This window comes from Pseudomonas oryzihabitans (assembly GCF_001518815.1).
GTDB lineage: Bacteria > Pseudomonadota > Gammaproteobacteria > Pseudomonadales > Pseudomonadaceae > Chryseomonas > Chryseomonas oryzihabitans_E.
The window spans coordinates 4204291-4222255 of the sequence record NZ_CP013987.1; the positions used below are offsets into that span (position 1 = coordinate 4204291).

Annotated in this window: 9 protein-coding genes and 2 pseudogenes; 4 read left to right on the forward strand and 7 right to left on the reverse strand. The window is 66.4% G+C overall.

What is annotated here, in order from left to right:
• Positions 1-71 precede the first annotated feature (71 nt).
• On the reverse strand, positions 72-1013 hold the full coding sequence (locus APT59_RS19165) for a diguanylate cyclase domain-containing protein (protein WP_059316321.1): 942 nt from the start codon (positions 1011-1013) through the stop codon (positions 72-74).
• Positions 1010-5854: a PAS domain S-box protein gene (locus APT59_RS19170; protein ID WP_059316322.1), complete on the reverse strand. Its 4845-nt coding sequence runs from the start codon at positions 5852-5854 to the stop codon at positions 1010-1012. Before APT59_RS19170 ends, APT59_RS19165 begins: the two co-directional genes overlap by 4 nt.
• 404 nt (positions 5855-6258) lie before the next feature.
• Here APT59_RS19170 and APT59_RS19175 point away from each other — a divergent pair, with 404 nt between their 5' ends.
• The 3 genes from APT59_RS19175 to APT59_RS19185 are packed head-to-tail and all read left to right on the forward strand — an operon-like array spanning position 6259 to position 10035.
• A complete protein-coding gene (locus APT59_RS19175; RefSeq protein WP_059316323.1) occupies positions 6259-7512 on the forward strand; it encodes an oligosaccharide MFS transporter in 1254 nt (417 codons plus the stop codon).
• Positions 7513-7521: 9 nt separating this feature from the next.
• On the forward strand, positions 7522-8997 hold the full coding sequence (locus APT59_RS19180) for a glycoside hydrolase family 32 protein (RefSeq protein ID WP_059316324.1): 1476 nt from the start codon (positions 7522-7524) through the stop codon (positions 8995-8997).
• Positions 8998-9042: 45 nt separating this feature from the next.
• On the forward strand, positions 9043-10035 hold the full coding sequence (locus APT59_RS19185) for a LacI family DNA-binding transcriptional regulator (protein ID WP_059316325.1): 993 nt from the start codon (positions 9043-9045) through the stop codon (positions 10033-10035).
• Here APT59_RS19185 and APT59_RS23025 read toward each other — a convergent pair whose 3' ends face one another.
• The 5 genes and pseudogenes from APT59_RS23025 to APT59_RS19200 form a co-directional block, all read right to left on the reverse strand.
• Positions 10036-10800, reverse strand: a complete 765-nt coding sequence (locus APT59_RS23025) for a methyl-accepting chemotaxis protein (RefSeq protein WP_420480525.1) — start codon at positions 10798-10800, stop codon at positions 10036-10038. It abuts the gene before it with no gap.
• A 141-nt stretch (positions 10801-10941) separates the two neighbouring features.
• A pseudogene (locus tag APT59_RS23030) lies at positions 10942-11925 on the reverse strand (cache domain-containing protein); the annotation flags it as partial.
• Positions 11926-12044: 119 nt separating this feature from the next.
• The gene (locus APT59_RS23035) at positions 12045-12809 is read right to left on the reverse strand and encodes a methyl-accepting chemotaxis protein (protein WP_420480526.1); all 765 of its coding nucleotides are present in this window, start codon (positions 12807-12809) and stop codon (positions 12045-12047) included.
• A gap of 141 nt (positions 12810-12950) precedes the next feature.
• Positions 12951-13937 (reverse strand): annotated as a pseudogene (locus APT59_RS23040) (cache domain-containing protein); the annotation flags it as partial.
• Between the two features lie 182 nt (positions 13938-14119).
• Positions 14120-15061 carry an AEC family transporter gene (locus tag APT59_RS19200; protein WP_059316952.1) on the reverse strand — a complete coding sequence of 314 codons (942 nt, stop codon included), beginning with the start codon at positions 15059-15061 and terminating at the stop codon, positions 14120-14122.
• 332 nt (positions 15062-15393) lie between these two features.
• Here APT59_RS19200 and APT59_RS19205 point away from each other — a divergent pair, with 332 nt between their 5' ends.
• Entirely contained in the window at positions 15394-17826 is a 2433-nt protein-coding gene (locus tag APT59_RS19205; RefSeq protein ID WP_059316328.1) for a glucose/quinate/shikimate family membrane-bound PQQ-dependent dehydrogenase, read from the forward strand.
• Positions 17827-17965: the final 139 nt, after the last annotated feature.

Here is a 17965-nt window from a genome sequence, read left to right on the forward strand (position 1 = left end):
CCTGGATAGCGAAGAAAGCCTGAGCCTCTGTTACCCGGCGTTACCCGACCGGCCCTTTTCGACCGAACGCCTCAGCCGGCCAGCTCGGCGGCGCAGACCCGCGCGCGCCCCTGGTGCTTGGCCGCATAGAGCTGCGCATCGGCGGCGGTGATCAGGGCGGCTGGATCGACATTGGTCGGCGGAAGCGCGGTGGCCACGCCCAGGCTCAGGGTGACGTAGCCGGTCACCGATGAATAACCGTGGGGCAGCCGCTGGTCGTGCAACTGCTGCAGCAGCCGCTCGGCGACCTGAGTGGCACCCTCCAGGTCGGTGCCCGGCAGCAGGCAGCCGAATTCCTCGCCACCGTAGCGCGCCAGCAGGTCGTAGGGGCGGAACAGCCCCTGGCCCAGGGCCTGGGCGACCTGACGCAGGCACTGGTCGCCGGCGAGATGGCCATAGTGGTCGTTGTAGGCCTTGAAGTGATCGATATCCATGAGGATCAGCGAAAAAGGCGTGCCTTCGCGTTGACTCTGGCGCCAGCCGCGCAGCAGCGCCTCGTCGAACTGGCGGCGATTGGCGACCCCGGTGAGGCCATCGACCAGGGCGATGCTGCGCAGGGCGTCACGCTGCGCCTTGAGGGTCAGCTGGGTGCGTACCCGGGCACGCACGATGACCGGATTGATCGGCTTGCTGATGAAGTCCACCGCGCCCAGTTCCAGGCCGGTGACCTCTTCGTCCGGGCCTTCCTGGCCGGTGACGAAGATCACCGGAATGGCGGCGGTGGCCGGATCGGCCTGCAGCCGCCGCAGCACCTCATGGCCGTCGAGCTGGGGCATCATCACATCGAGCAGGATCAGGTCCGGCTGCTGGGCGAGGGCCAGCTGCAACGCCTGGGCGCCATTGGTGGCCATGAGCGTCTCGCAATCCTGGCGAAAGAGCTCGTGGAGGATGCGGATGTTCAGCGGTTGGTCGTCGACGATCAGCAGCTTGGGTTTGCTGCGCCGCCCGGCGGCCTCGGCGGTCGGCGGATTCATAGGGCTTCCTTCAGGTCAGGCAGGGTAGTGAGGGCCGCGGCGAAGTCGAGGGTCTCGACCTGGGCACGGAAGAGGTCGTAACGCACCTGGGCTTCGGCGCGGCACTGCACAGGCAGCTCGGCGATGAGATCCAGGGCTTCGAGACTGCCTTGGCCGAGCAGCTGCTCGAGCTCGTCCAGGCGCGCGGACCAGTCGACCGTCGACTCGGGGTCCTGGCTGACCACGACCGGCGGCGGTGGCAGCACCTCGGCCAGGGCGCTGCGCAGCTCCACCAGGGCTTCGTCCAGCAACAGTCGCAAGGTAGCGAGTTCAGCCATGACATCCGCGGGCACTCCAGCACCGGCCTTGCCGTGGCGCTCACCCTCGGCGGCACGAGCCGCCAGGCGCTGCGCGCCCATGGTGCCGGCACTGCCCTTGAGCGAGTGTAGTACAGCCACCGCGCCCTCGCTGTCGCCGGCCTGCCAGGCCCGCGCGAGGTTTTCCAGCAGACTGGCGGAGTCCTCGGCGAAGCGTTCGAGCAGCGAGCCGAACAGCCGGGCATCACCGCCGAAGCGGCGCAGGACGATGCTCAGGGGTTCCACCTGGCGGTCGGTGGCGACCGGGGCGACGTCCACGGCGGCGCTGACCTCCTGGCCGGTCAGGCGTTGCAGCCGGCTGACCAGCAACTCCAGGTCGATGGGCTTGCCGACGTGGTCATCCATGCCGGCGGCCAGGCAGGCGTCGCGATCGGTGTGGGAGGCGTTGGCCGTCATCGCCAGGATCGGCAGGGTGCGGAAGCGACCGTCGGCGCGGATGCGGCGGGTGGCCTCCAGGCCATCGATGTCGGGCATCTGCATGTCCATGATGACCACGTCCAGTGGCGCACCGGAGAGCACCCGTTCGACGCCTTCCAGCCCACCCTCCGCCAGTTCCACCTGGGCGCCCTGGGCCAGCAGCAGCTCGGCGGCCACCTGGCGGTTGAGGGCGTTGTCTTCCACCACCAGCAGGCGCATGCCGGCCAGGCGGTGGCTTTCGTCGACCACCGCGGCGGCGTGGACACCGGCTGGGACCTCGGCGCCCAGGGCGCGCTCCACCACCTCGACGATCTGCGCCGGGGTCACCGGCTTGGTCAGGTAATCGTCGAAGGGCGCATCGGCGCTCTGATGGGCTTCATTGAGAAAGTCGCGGCCGAAGCCGGTGAGCATGATGACCTTGGGTCGACTGGCCTGCTGGTGCTCGCGCAGGTGCCGGGCCGTGACCAGGCCGTCGCCATCGGGCATGCGCCAGTCCATGAGCACCGCCTCATAGGGCTGCTCCTGTTGCTGCGCCTGGGCGACCCGCGCCAGAGCGGCGGCGCCGCTGGTGACCAGGTCGACGTCCCAGCCGAGGGCGGCCAGGGTTTCCACCAGCACCTCCCCGACCAGGATGTTGTCGTCGGCCAGCAGCACCCGGCGCTGCCGGGGCGCGAGCAGGGCCTGACTCTGGCTATCCAGCGCCAGGGTCACATCGAACCAGAAGCGGCTGCCCACGCCCAGTTCGCTTTCCACCTGCAGCTGGCCGTCCATCAGCTCCACCAGGCGCTTGCAGATGGCCAGGCCCAGCCCGGTACCGCCAAAGCGCCGGCTGATGGAGGCCTCGGCCTGGGTAAAGCCCTGGAACAGCTGCGCCTGCTGGGCCGGACTGATGCCGATGCCGGTGTCCTGCACCGAGAACTCCAGCCGCAACTGGCCGTCCGCCCAGGACAGCTGGCGCACGCTGACCAGCACCTGGCCCACCTCGGTGAACTTGAGGGCATTGCCGGCCAGGTTGATGAGGATCTGCTGCAGACGCAGGCTGTCGCCGATCAGCGCGGTGGGTAGCCCCGCTTCGAGGTGATAGTTGATCTCGACGTTCTTCTCGCCGCTGTTGCCGGAAAGGACCACGCCCAGGTTGCGCAGCACCTGCTCCAGGCTGAAGGGATGGACGTCCAGCTGCAGCTTGCCGGCTTCGATCTTGGAATAGTCCAGCACGTCGTTGAGCAGCCCCAGCAGCGAGCGCGCCGCCTGCTGGGCCTTGGTCAGGTAGTCGCCCTGGCGCGCGTCCAGGGCGGTGCGCTGCAGCAGCTGCAGCATACCCAGCACCGCGTTCATCGGGGTGCGGATCTCGTGGCTCATGTTGGCCAGGAAGGACGACTTGGCCTGGCTGGCCAGGTCGGCGCGGGTACGCTCCTCGCGCAGGCGATGCTCCAGCTCCAGCTGTTCGGTGATGTCGCGGTTGATGCCCACCACCCGCAGCACCCGGCCGCGCGGATCACGCTCGGTGCGGGCGCCAGCGATGATGTGCCGTAGCGAGCCATCCCGACGGCGGATCCGGAACACCGGATCGAACACCGCGCGCCCGGCCATGGCCGCACCCAGACGCTCTTCGGCGCTGCCCAGATCGTCCGGGTGCACACGGTCGCGCCAGTCGTTGTAGGTGATGCCGCTAGTGCGCTGCTCCTCGCTCCATTCATAGAGATCGAACATCCGATCGTTGCACTGCACCTGGCCGGTGTCGGGCTGCCAGCACCAGATGCCGAGCTGGGCGACGTCGGCGGCCATGGTCAGCTGATCGCGGGTCTGCACGAGCGCCTGGCGCTGGCGACTCTGTTCGGTGATGTCGGCGATGATGGCCACCGCCAGGCGCTCGCCATCGGTCCACATCACCCCCAGGCTCAGGGTGATGGGGAAGACGCTGCCGTCCGCACGGCGCCCCTCCATTTCCTGGCCCTGTTGGGCGGCATTGTCGTCGGGCACCGCCTGCGAGCAGCTGAACAACGCCTCGTAGCCGGCCAGATAGCCGGGAATCAGGCGACGGATGGGTTGACCGATCACCTCGTCAGCGCGATAGCCGAAGATGTGCTCGCCGGCCGGGTTGAAGGAGCGCACCAGGCCGGCGCTGTCCACGGTGACGATGGGGCTGACCGCGGTGTCCAGGATCGCCCGGGTCAGGGCCAGACTGGCGGCCAGCTCCTGCTCGGCGGCCTTGCGCTCGGTAACGTCCGAGGCGATACCCAGATAGCCGCTGATCTGGCCACCGGCGTCGCGCATGGTAGTCACCACCAGGCTGACGTCGCGGTGCTCGCCGTCGCGGCGCACGTAGGTCCATTCGCGGGCCTCGGCGCCGGCGCGCTCGGAGCGCTCCACCAGCACCCGGAAGCCGGCGACCGGCACCCCGTACGCGGCTTCCAGGGCAACGCCCTGGGTCGAGAGCTCTTCCGGCAGATGGAAATCACTGGCGTGCCAGCGCCCCACCACCTCGGCGGCACGATAGCCCAGCAGTCGTTCGGCGCCCTCGTTGAACAGGGTGATGCGGCCCTCGCGGTCGGTGGCGATGATGCCCACCTCGGAGGCTGCGCGCAGCACGTCGCCCAGCAGTCGGTTGGTCTGGCTGAGTTCGGCGGTGCGCTGGGCCACCTGCTCTTCCAGGCGGGCATTGAGCGCCAGGATCTCGGCCTGGGCGGCCTTCTGCACCGAGATGTCGCGCACCGTCTTGGAGGCGCCGATCACCCGGCCGTCACGGCCGCGCATGGGCGAGACGCTGACCAGGACATCGATCAGGCGACCGTCGCGGTGCTGACGCCGGGTCTCGAAGTGCGGTACCGGCTCGCCGCGACCGATGCGGCCGAGCACGTTCCACTCTTCGTGCTCGAGTTCGATGGGCACCACCAGATCGAGCAGGCGCTGGCCCACGGCCTCGCTGGCGGAATAGCCGAACAGCTGCTCGGCCGCATGGTTCCAGCTCAGCACCACGCCCTGGAGGTTCTTGCTGATGATGCCGTCGGAAGAGCTTTCCACCACGGCGGTGAGGTTGGCCTGGTCCTGCTGATACTGACGACGCCGCTGGCGGGTGGTGAGCAGGGCAAAGGTCAGGCAGGCCGCCAGCAGGCTGAACAGCTTGCCAAAGAGGTGCACCAGCGGCACCGAGACCAGGTGCTGGGCCGCGACGAAGGTCGGGGTGGCGGTGAACGCCAGCTGCCATTCACGCCCATAGACATCCTGCACCAGCCGGCGCTCGGACACTTCCTCGGCGCCCTGCTCCTCTTCGCCCTGTTGATAGAACAGATTGGGCGCTTCGGGCTGGGTCACGTCGCTCAGGCGAATGATCAGGCCCGGAATGTTCAGGCGCAGGCTGCCGAACATCTCGCCGATGCTCAGGGGCACATAGGACCAACCCAGGGTAGCGGCCTCACGCGCGGTCGGATCGGCGGGTGCCCGCCCGCCCTGGTAGATGGGCAGCAGCATCAGAAAGCCCGGCTCCGGCGGTGAGGAGGCCTGGAGTTGCAGCGGCCCCGTCAGGTGAATGTCGGCATGCCGCATCGACATGACGGCGGCCTCGCGGCGGACGGGATCGGACGCCGCGTCCATGCCAATGGCCTTCAGATTGCGCGGGCTCGGCTCCAGGTACTGGACGACATAGCGATCGCCGTCATGGGGAGCAAAGGTCCGGATGCTGAAATCGGGCCAACCGTCGGCACGGGCCTCGCGCAGAAAGCGGGCCTCGTCGGCCTGGGGCACGCGGCGAATGAAACCGACGCCCCGGGCGCCATGAAACTCATGGCCCAGGTCGTGGAGACGACCATAGTTGCCGAGCAGCTCACGCGACAGATTGTCCCCGGCGACCACCACCACATCACGCATGCCGATCAGGCTGTATTCGTAGATGCGCAGCCGATCCACCACCTGATCGCGAACGTCTTCGGCCACGCTGTCCAAGGCGCTGCGCAGTTGCTGATCGTTACGCTCGGTCAGATGACGCATGGTCAAGCTGGTCAGCACGACGCCAAAGAGAAAGACGCCGAGACTCCAGCGTACGCGAGAGGATTTGCACAGCCTGATGAACATGGAGCCCCTGATGGCAAAAGGTGCCACACCGCGAATTGGCGATGCCAGGGACAGGAAGCTCAACGGGAGCGGGCCTCCACCAGACCTGGCGGTAACGGCTAACCCATCGGCGGGAAAAAACGCTTTCTTGATACCGCGGAACGGTCGGCAGCGCTGAAACACAGCGCTGCAGGCGCGGAAAAGGGCGGATCAGAGCAAGTTGGTGCGCTAACAGGTTTTGCTTTATCTGACGAACGGCGGTGGTAGCTAGTAGGCCAATTACGCCAGATGCCACAGATTTCGACGTGACTGGCTCCTACCGGCAGGAGCGCTGCTGCGGCAGCAGCCCTTGACTTTCACGCTAAAGACGACGTTTAGTAAGTACCAGTGTTAACGTTACCAAAACAACAACAAGAGGTTCTTCCATGGCTCGTTCGCATCGTCGCGCCTATTGGCTGGTCAGTGGTCTGCTGTTCACTTTCTTTTTCGCCTGGTCCTCCAGCTACTCGTTGTTCTCGCTCTGGTTGCACCGAGAGATCGGCTTGAATGGCACCGAGACCGGTTTCGTCTTTGCTGCCAATGCCATCGCGGCCCTGCTTATCCAGCCCTGCTACGGGGCCCTGCAGGATCGACTTGGGTTGTCGCGCAAGATCCTGGTCTGGATCGGCGTTCTGCTGGCCCTGGGCGCCCCCTTCTCCACTCATGTCTACGCCACCCTGCTAGCCGGTAACCTGGTACTCGGCGCCCTGGTGGGTGCGCTGTTCCTCGGCTTCGCCATGCTCGCCGCCGTCGGTGTGATCGAGTCCTATACCGAGCGCCTGGCCCGTTGCGGTGGCTTCGAGTTCGGCCTGGTCCGCACCTGGGGCTCGCTGGGCTGGGCTGCGGCCACCGCAGTAGCGGGCATAGCCTTCAACATCGATCCACAGATCACCTTCTACCTGAGCAGCGCTGCCGGCACGGTCTTTCTGCTGCTGCTGAGCCGGCTCGACCTGAGCCTCTTCAATCAGGCCGAAGCCCGCGCCTATACCGCCGCCGTGCCGGTACGCGGTGCCGATCTCCTGGGGCTGCTGCGCCTGCGGCGGTTCTGGGCCCTGAGTCTGTACCTGACCGGTGTGGCCGGGGTTTACATGGTCTACGAACAGCAATTCCAGGTGTATTTCGCCAGCTTCTTCGCCACGCCGGCAGAGGGCGTCCGCGCCTATGGCTACCTGAATTCCAGTCAGGTGCTGGTGGAAGCGGGCTGCATGCTGTTGGCGCCCTGGCTGGTGATCCGCCTGGGGGCCAAGCAGGGCCTGATCCTGGCTGGCACGGTGATGTTCGTGCGCATCCTCGGCTCGGGACTGGTCGACAGCGCCTGGGCCCTCGCTGCCTGCAAGATGCTGCATGCCCTGGAGGTACCCATCCTGCTGGTAGCGGTCTTCAAATACATCAACCTGCACTTCGATCCGCGCCTGTCGGCGACCCTCTACATCGTCGGCTACCAATTTGCCCAGCAACTCACTGCCATGCTGCTCGCCCCGGTGGTCGGCTATGGCTACGACCGGCTGGGCTTCGCCCCGGTCTACCTCCTGCTGGCCGCACTCGTGGGTGTTTGCCTGCTGCTGTCCTGGTCACTGCTGCGCGGCGATCCACGCACGACCCGCCCTGCCCTTGCCGTCGAACACTCGACCCCTGCCTGAGAGAAGTCCATGTCCAGCTCCGCCCTGCGCGATGCGCAAGCCGCCCTCCTGCATCTTCTGCCGCAGCGCCAGGATGACTGGCGCCCGGCCTATCACCTGGCACCGCCGGTAGGCTGGATGAATGATCCCAACGGCCTGGTGTTCTTTCGCGGCCATTACCACGTCTTCTATCAGCACCACCCCTATTCGACCCAATGGGGCCCCATGCACTGGGGCCATGCGCGCAGTGCCGACCTGGTCCACTGGGAGCATCTGCCGGTGGCCTTGGCACCGGACAGCGAGGCCGACCGCGACGGCTGCTTTTCCGGCTCGGCGGTGGTCTGGGACGACACCCTGTACCTGGTCTATACCGGTCACCGCTGGCTCGGCACGCCGGGCCGCGACGACGAGGGGTTGCACCAGGTGCAATGTCTGGCCAGCAGCCAGGATGGCCAGACCTTTACCAAGCACGGCGTGATCATCGATCCGCCCGAGCCGGCGCTGCAACACTTTCGCGACCCCAAGGTCTGGCGCCAGGACGACAGCTGGTGGCTGGCCCTGGGCGCGCAATACGGCGAAGATCCTCACTTGCTGCTCTATCGCTCCACTGACCTGCATCATTGGGAGACACTGGGCAGCGCCCTTGCGGGTACCCGTGAGGCGGACGGCTACATGTGGGAGTGTCCCGACCTGTTTCGGCTCGACGACACCGAAGTCTTCCTCTACTCACCGCAAGGCCTGGCGCCTTGCGGCTACGCTCATCGCAACCGCTACCAGACCGGCTACCGGCTCGGCCGGCTGGACGCGAACGGACGCTTCCAGCCACGCACCCCCTTCGTCGAACTCGACCACGGCCACGATTTCTACGCGGCTCAGACCCTGGACGCGCCCGACGGCCGCCGCCTGCTGTGGGCCTGGCTGGACATGTGGGAAAGCCCCATGCCCAGCCAGGCCCAGGGCTGGTGCGGCCAGCTCTCGCTACCGCGGGAGCTGAGCCTGGACGGTGAGCGCCTACGCCAACGTCCGGCGCGGGAGCTGGTGGGTCTGCGCCAGACCGCGCAGCAGTACGGTGCGACACGGCTGCGCAACGAGCGCCGTCTGCTGCCGCTCCGGGGCGACCGCCTGGAACTGCAGCTTGAACTGGATCTGGCTACCAGCGATGCCGAGCGGTTCGGCCTGGCCCTGCGTTGCGACGCCACGGGTCAGGAGCAGACCCGCCTCTATGTGGATGCCCAGGCCGGCCGCCTGGTGCTGGACCGAGAACGTGCCGGATGCGGCGTCAGCGGCGTGCGCAGCATCCCGCTGACGCCCGGACAGGCACGGCTGAAGCTGCAGCTGTTTCTCGATCGCTCTTCGTTGGAGGTGTTTGTCGATGACGGCGCCTGGGTTCTCAGCAGCCGCCTCTATCCCCGCCAGGACAGTCAGGGACTGGGGCTGTTCGCCCATGACGGCCAGGCCCTGTTCGGCGACATGCAGGCCTGGACGTTGCGCGACCTGCAGCTCTGAAGACGGCATACTCCCAGCCCTGGATAACAGGCGGTGGAGTGGCGGATGGCGTCGGTAAAGGATGTGGCCCGGTTGGCGGGGGTTTCAGCCATGACCGTATCGCGCGCCCTGAATAGCCCGGACAAGCTCAGCGCCGAAACCCTGGCCCGCATCCAGGCAGCGATCCAGGCCCTGGGTTATGTGCCTGACCTAGCTGCCCGGCGCACCCGCGGCGGGCACTCCAGTGGCAAGACCATCGGGGTCTTCGCCCTCGGCACTGCCACCACCCCCTTCGCCGTGGATCTGCTGCTGGGCCTGGAGCGTACCGCCCGTGAGCACGACTGGAATCTGTTCATCGTCAACCTGCTGGACGAGGGCCCCCGCCCGCAGGACCTGGCCCTGATGCTGGCGCATCGTCCCGACGGCATTGTCTTCAGCTCCATGCACCTGTGCCAGGTGGAGATTCCCGCCGGCCTGGGCGAACGCCCCCTGGTGCTGAGCAACTGTCATACCCTGGCGGCCGACCTGCCCTGCTATGTGCCCGACGATAGCGCTGGCCAGTATCTTGGCATGCGCGCGGCCCTGGCGCGCGGCGCGCGGCAGCCGTTGTGCCTCAATCTGCCGCGTCACAGCCTGGCCTGGCCGTTGCGTCAGGCCGGCATGCTGCGGGCCTGCCGTGAGGCAGGCCTGACCGCGGCGGACCTCAGGCAATACGACCTCAGCGGCGACGACGCCTATCAGGAAATTCCGGCCGAACTGGAGCGCCGCTTCGCTGCTGATCAGTCGCCACCCGACCTGCTGGTGTGCGGCAACGATCGCATCGCCCTGGTGGCCTATCAATGGTTGCTGGCCCGCGGCCTACGCATTCCCACGGACGTCGCGGTACTCGGCTACGACAACATGGTAGGGGTGGCCGAACTCTTTCATCCGCCCCTCACCACGGTGCAACTGCCGCACTTCGAACTGGGCCGCCAAGCCGCCCTGCACCTGATCGAGGCCCGCACTGACCGCGGGCTGATCAGACTGCCCTGCCCGCTGGTGGAGCGGGCGTCGCTCTAGCTAGATCCGGAAGCCCCCCACCAGCCGCTGCAGGCGACCGGCTTCGGCTTCCAAGGCGGTGCAGGCAGCCAGGGTGGCCTGGAGGTTGTCCACGCCCTGCTGGTTCAGCAGGTTGATCTCGCTGATGTCCATGTTCAGGGTCTCCACCACCGAGGTCTGTTCCTCGGTCGCGGTGGCCACCGACTGGTTCTGGCCGTCGATCTCGCCGATGCGCTCGGTCACGCTGCCCAGGCGTTCACCGGCGCTCTTGGCCACCTGCATGCTGTGGGCGCTCTGCCGCTGACTTTCCTGCATCAGGGCCACGGCATCGCGCGAGCCGGTCTGCAGTTCCTCGATCATCTGCTGGATCTGCTGCGCCGAACTCTGGGTACGGCTGGCCAGGGAACGCACCTCGTCGGCCACCACGGCAAAGCCACGACCAGCCTCGCCGGCCCGAGCGGCCTCGATGGCGGCGTTGAGCGCCAGCAGGTTGGTCTGTTCGGAGATGCCGCGGATGACTTCGAGGATCTGGCCAATGTTGGCGGTCTTGCCGTTGAGGGCTTCGATATGCTCGCAACTGGTGCCGATCTTGGTCGACAGTGCCTGCATCGCATGCAGGGCTTCGTCCAGCACCTCGCGGCCCTCTTCGCCCTGGGCACGGGCCGTGCTGGCCTCGCCCGAGGCATGGGCGGCGTTGCGCGCGATCTCCTGGGCGGCAGCGCCCAGTTCATTGATCGCCGCCGCCACGCTGGTGGTGCGCTGTGCCTGCAGATCCGACTGCTGCATGGAGGATTGCGAAGACTCCAGCACCCGCCGCGTGCTTTGGTTCAACTCGCCGGTGGTCTGGGCCACGTCGCGGATCGAGGTATGAATCCGCGCCACGAACTTGTTGAAGGCCTCGGCCAGGGCGCCGAATTCGTCGCGAGCCTGTACTGGCAGCCGCCGGGTCAAATCGCCCTCGCCTTCGGCGATGTCGTCCATGGCGCGGGTCAGGTCATGCAGCGGGCGCAGCAGAACGCGGATCAAGAGGCCCAGCAGCAGGATGATGGCGATCACCGCCACCAGAGTGGCGACGATGGCCAGGTTGCGCGCCTGGGTGACCGGGGCATAGGCCTTGGCCTGGTCAATGGACAGACCCAGGTACCATTTCACCGAGGGCAAACCGTTGACCGGGGTGAAACTCACCAGGCGCTCGTTGCCGTTCTGGGCGATGGCCTGCAGGCCGGGCTGCAGCGACAGGTTCTGCGCGGGGAAGACGTCCTTGAGCGTCTTGAGCACCTGCTCGGGATGGCTGCTGACCAGGATCTTGCCGTCGCCGTCGACCAGGAAGGCTTCACCCAGGCCGCCGACGTTGAGCGACGTGATGATCTCCACCAGGGCTGAGAGGTTGAGGTCGCCGGCCACCACGCCGGCCAACTGGCCGTCACGCTGCAGCGGGGTGGCGATGGTCACGCCCAACTGTCCGGAGGAGGCGAAGATATAGGGCGGAGTCAACACCGTGGTGCCGGCGGCGGTGGCGGCCGCGTACCAGGGTCGCTTGCGCGGATCATAGCCGGCTGGCAGGTTGCGCAGCGGTCGGGTGGTGTAGGTGCCGTCGACTTCGCCTAGGTAGGTGGAGTCGAAGTTGCCGGTATAGATCTTCTGATCCAGCAGGCCCACCAGCCCCTCGGGCGAGTGGTCGCGTGCCAGGGTCTGGGCCTCGCCTTCAATGAGCTTGACCCGTGTATCCAGCCAATAGGCAATGTTGCCAGCCGTGACCCGGCCGGTTTCCGCGAGGTTGGCGCTCAGGCTCTGGTCGATGGCCTGACGTTGCAGGTAGGCATTGAAGCCGGCCGAGGCAGCCAGCGCGGTGGTGATCACCAGTGCCGCGACCAGCAGGATCTTGTGGCTGAATTTCAGGTGTCGCTTCATACAGGTCTGCGTCCGTAGCGAGAGGAGCCAGGCCGGATTCAGGGCATGGCGGTCCCTCGTTATCGGGCACGTACGTTACGACTTGAGCGGAGCGGCACCCTCTTTTCAGCCTGTCCGAGCTAGATCCGGAAGCCACCCACCAGGCGCTGCAGGCGACCGGCTTCGGCTTCCAGGGCGGTGCAGGCCGCCAGGGTAGCCTGGAGGTTGTCGACGCCCTGCTGGTTCAGCAAGTTGATCTCGCTGATGTCCATGTTCAGGGTCTCCACCACCGAGGTCTGCTCCTCGGTCGCAGTGGCCACAGATTGGTTCTGGCCATCGATCTCGCCGATGCGCTCGGTCACGCTGCCCAGGCGTTCGCCGGCGCTCTTGGCCACCTGCATGCTGTGGGCGCTCTGCCGCTGGCTTTCCTGCATCAGGGCCACGGCATCGCGCGAGCCGGTCTGCAATTCCTCGATCATCTGCTGGATCTGCTGCGCCGAACTCTGAGTACGGCTGGCCAGGGAACGCACCTCGTCGGCCACCACGGCAAAGCCACGACCGGCCTCGCCGGCCCGAGCGGCCTCGATGGCGGCATTGAGCGCCAGCAGGTTGGTCTGCTCGGAGATGCCGCGGATGACTTCGAGGATCTGGCCGATATTGGCGGTCTTGCCGTTGAGGGCTTCGATATGCTCGCAACTGGTGCCGATCTTGGTCGACAGTGCCTGCATCGCATGCAGGGCTTCGTCCAGCACCTCACGCCCCTCTTCGCCCTGGGTGCGGGCCATGCTGGCCTCGCCGGAGGCATGGGCGGCGTTGCGGGCGATCTCCTGGGCGGCAGCGCCCAGCTCGTTGATCGCCGCGGCCACGCTGGTGGTGCGCTGGGCCTGGACATCTGACTGCTGCATGGAGGATTGCGAGGCTTCCAGCACACGCCGGGTGCCCTGGTTGAGCTCGCCGGTGCTCTGAGCCACGTCGCGGATCGAGGTATGGATCCGTGCCACGAAGTGGTTGAAGGCCTCGGCCAGGGCGCCGAATTCGTCGCGGGACTGCACCGGCAACCGGCGGGTCAGATCGCCCTCGCCTTCGGCGATGTCGTCCATGGCGCGAGTCAGGTCATGCAGCGGGCGCAGCAGAACGCGGATCAAGAGGCCCAGCAGCAGGATGATGGCGATCACCGCCACCAGGGTGGCGACGATGGCCAGGTTGCGCGCCTGGGTCACCGGGGCATAGGCCTTGGCCTGGTCGATGGACAGCGCCAGGTACCACTTCACCGAGGGCAGCCCCTCGATCGGGGTAAAGCTCACCAGCCGCTCGCCGCCATTTTGGACGACGTTGTGAAAACCAGGCGCCAGCGACGGCGTCTGGTCCGGGAAGACGTCCTTGAGCGATTTCAGCACCTGGTCGGCGTGGCTGCTGACCAGGATCTTGCCATCGCCGTCGACCAGGAAGGCCTCGCCCAGGCCACCGGCATCCAGCGAGGTGATCATCTTCATCAGGCTGTCCATCACCAGGTCCCCGGCCACCACGCCGATCAGCTTGCCGTTCTGCAGGACCGGCGCCGCGATGGTGATGCACAGGAAGCTCTGCGGCGGTGCGGTGAGATAGGGCTCGGTGAGGATGGGCCGCCCGGCGCTGACCGCGGCCTTGTACCAGTCGCGCTGGCGGGCGTCGTAACCGGCCTCCATGGGTGTATGGGGGCGGTCGGTAAAGGTGCCGTCGACTTCACCCAGGTAGGTGGAATCGAAGTTGCTCGTGTAGAGCTTCTGCTCCAGCAGACCCACCACGTTGGCTGGGCTGCTGTCACGGCTGAGCGCCTGGGCCTGGCTGTCGATCAGCTTGACCCGCGCATCCAGCCAGTAGGCGATGTTGCCGGCGGTAATGCGGCCGATCTCACTCAGGGAAGCTTCAAGACTCTGAGTGATGGCCTGGCGCTGCAGATAGGCGTTGAAACTGGCGAAACCGGCCAGGGCGATGGTCACCACGAGGGCAGCCGCCAGCAGGATCTTGTGGCTGAATTGGAGTGAGCGTTTCATGGATACCACGCGAAAGGCTTGGATAGTGGACGCCCCTCCCCTCGCAAATACTAACTGCGATAACAATCGGAAGGGTAAGCGAACCTGGGACGGTCGATGCCGCACTATCACGCCTAATCTCACTTTTCGCTGCGGACAACCGATGGACGCTTTCACAACGCCGATGTCTGGTGGACGGCGCCCTATAGCAAGCTGAATCCTTTCAGTAGCAGCAGGCCCAGATTGGTGGTCAGCATCCCGCCCAGGGTGCTGAGCACCACGATGGTCGCTGCCAGCTGGGAATTGCTGCCAGCGGCGCGGGCCATGACGAAGCTCGACGCGGCCGTGGGGCAGCCCAGGTAGAGGAAGAGGATGCCCAGCGCCGGCCCCTGGATCCCCAGCGCCAGGGCGCCCAGCACGCCCAGCAGCGGGATCCAGACGATCTTCCACAGGCTCGCGCCTATCGCCAGGCTGCTGCTCTCACGCAAGGAGGTGAGCGACAGGGTGGCGCCGATGCACATCAGTGCCAGCGGCAGAGTGAGACCCGCGAAGTAGCGCGCCGAGGTGTCCAGCCAGCGTGGCAGCTGCCACTGGAAATAGGCGAAGGGAATCGCCACCAGGATGCCGATGATCAGCGGGTTGCCGAGGATGCTGCGCAGCAGGGTGCGCCAGTTGGCTTCCAGGTGCGGACTGTAGAGCGCCAGCACGATGGTCGAAAGCACGTTGTAGAAGAGGATGACCATGCCGGCCATGATCCCGCCCACCGACAGACCGTAGTCGCCGTACTGGGTGGCCGCCAGGGCCAGGCCGACGATGCCGCAGTTGCCGCGGAAGGCGCCTTGCACATAGACCCCGCGATCGGCATGGGGGCAGCGCCAGATCGCCCAGCCCCAGGCAGCGAGAAAGCTCACCACCGTGGCCAGGGCGAAGTAGCCCAGCAGCAGCGGTTGCAGGGCTTCGCCGAGGTCGGCCTTGAGGATGCCGAGAAACAGCAGGGTCGGCATGGTGGCGCGAAACACCAGGGCGGACGAGGTGTTGATGAAGGCGGTATCGATCCAGTTCAGCCGCTTGAGCACACAGCCGAGCAGCACCAGGGCGAAGACCGGGGCGGTGACGTCGAAGGTCGCCTGAACCAGGGCAAGCACGTCGGACATGGCGGACAACATCGGAAAAAGGCCCGCGATGGTAGCAGGCACGGTGCCAGATCGGCCCCGTCCTTCTGTCATCGCGAAGTGACATCAGTCAATGCTTAGCTTACTATCTACCCGCCCGATTCAGACGACGCCTCTCAACCATCCCTCGCTTCGCCTACGCGCGACCGCTCTAGCTTCCTGCCAGGGAAGCCGGCGAAGGGGTGGAACAATAAGACACACAACAGGTTCAGACGTAGCAGACGACAGATCCGCATGCGGTTCCGATTTGCGATGTCGTCGATCGAGTCGAAGTCTTTTTTCACGATTGCATTGCGAGCGCTGCCATGACTGTCACTTCCAACGCGAGACCGGGAGGCCTGCCCGCCAGGTTACTCGGCATCCTGTTCATCCTCCTGGGCCTGGCCCTCTTGGGGCTGGGCATCAAACTGGCCACCCTCGGGGGCTCCCTCTACTACCTCGGCGGCGGCGTGCTGCTCGCCCTGAGTGGTTACCTGCTGTGCATTCGGCGGGCCAGCGGGGTCTGGGTCTATGCCTTCTTCCTGGTGGTGTCCACCGCCTGGGCCGTACTGGAAGTCCAGTTCGACTGGTGGCAACTGGTGCCGCGCCTGGCACTCTGGTTCGTCCTCGGCCTGGTCCTGCTGATCCCGGCGTTCCGCCGGCCGCTGGACAGCCGTAGCGGCGGCCTGCCGCTGGTCGGCTCGCTGGTGATCGCGGCGGTCGTCGCCCTGGTTGCCCAGTTCGTCAACTACAACCGTCTGGACGGTGACCTGGGCCGCGACACCGCGGGCGTCGAAAGCGCCGCCCCGACCGCCGCCGATGGCGACTGGCCGTCCTATGGCCGCACCGCCTTCGGCGATCGCTACTCGCCGCTCAAGCAGATCGACGTCAACAACGTGAAGAATCTGGAGCCCGTCTGGACCTTCCGTACCGGCGACATCCCCGGCCCGAACGATCCCCAGGAGACCACCGCGGAAAACACCCCGCTCAAGGTCAACGGCATGCTCTATGTCTGCACGCCGCACAGCCAAGTGATCGCCGTGGACCCCGATAGCGGCAAGGAAATCTGGCGCTTCGATCCCAAGCTGAGCACCCAGCACGCCGACAGCTTCAAGGGCTGGGCGCACATGACCTGCCGTGGCGTGGCCTACCATGACGACGCCACCTACGCCGGCACCACCACCGCGGGCCAGAGCCCGGCCGCCGGCAGTGCCGTCCCGGTCGACGAGCAGAGCACTCCGGCTGCCAGCAGCTGCCCGCGTCGCCTGTTCCTGCCCACCGCCGACACCCGCCTGATCGCCCTCAACGCCGACACCGGCAAGGTGTGCAGCGACTTCGGCGACAACGGCCAGGTCGACCTGACCGCCAACATGGGCAGCTTCACGCCCGGTGGCTACTACTCCACCTCGCCGCCGGCCGTGACCCGCAACCTGGTGATCATCGGGGGCCACGTCACCGACAACGTCTCCACCGACGAGCCTTCCGGCGTGATCCGCGCCTACGACGTGCACAGCGGCAAGCTGGTATGGAACTGGGACAGCGGCAATCCGGACGCCACGGCGCCCATCGCCGCCGACGGCATCTATACCCGCAACTCGCCCAACATGTGGTCGATGATGGCGGTCGACGAGAAGGTCGGCATGGTCTATCTGCCCATGGGCAACCAGATGCCCGACCAGTGGGGCGGTAACCGTACCCCGGCTTCCGAGAAGTACAGCGCTGGCGTGGTCGCCCTCGACATCGCTACCGGCAAGGTACGCTGGAACTACCAGTTCACCCACCATGACCTCTGGGACATGGACGTGGGTGGTCAGCCGACCCTGGTGGACATCAAGACCGACGGCGGTGTGAAACCCGCGCTGATGGCCTCGACCAAGCAGGGCAGCATCTATGTGCTGGACCGCACCAATGGTCAGCCCATCTACCCGATCAAGGAAACCCAGGTGCCCCAAGGCGCGGTGGAAGGCGACCACACCTCGCCGACCCAGCCGGTCTCCTCGATCAACCTGGCGGCGCCGACCCTCAAGGAAAGCGACATGTGGGGCGGTACGCCCTTCGACCAGGCGCTGTGCCGTATCGCCTTCCGCGAGCACCGCTACGAGGGTATCTACACCCCGCCGTCCACCCAGGGTTCGATCGTCTACCCGGGTAACTTCGGCGTGTTCGACTGGGGCGGTATCTCGGTCGATCCGGTCCGTCAGATCGCCTTCCTGAACCCCAGCTACATGGCCTTCACTTCCAAGCTGGTACCCCGTGAAGAGATCGCCAACCAGCCGGCGCGCAAGAGCGAGACCGAGGGCATCCAGCCCAACAAGGGCGCGCCCTACGGCGTGATCCTGTCGGCCTTCCTGTCGCCCCTGGGCCTGCCCTGCCAGGCACCTGCCTGGGGCTATGTGGCCGGTCTCGACCTGACCACTGGCAAGCTGGTCTACAAGCACAAGAACGGCACCGTGCGCGACAACTCGCCGGTTCCGCTGCCCCTGCCCATGGGCGTGCCCAGCCTGGGCGGCACCGTCACCACTGCCGGTGGCGTGGCCTTCCTGAGCGGCACCCTGGACCAGTACCTGCGCGCCTATGACGTGAAGAACGGCAAGGAACTGTGGAAAGGCCGCCTGCCGGCCGGTGGCCAGACCACCCCCATGACCTACACCGGCAAGGACGGTCGCCAGTACGTGCTGGTCTACACTGGCGGCCATGGCTCGCTGGGCACCAAGCAGGGCGACTACGTGATGGCCTTCGCCCTGCCTGAGAAGAAGTAAGGGCGCCCGCGCCTGAGCTCCCCTCTCCTGCGGGAGAGGGTTCGGGGCGAGGATGCTTCGAGCATTTTTGACATCCTGTTGGAACCCCCCTCGCCCCACCCCGAAATCCCGGCCCAGCCGGGATTTTTTTCGCCCGGGC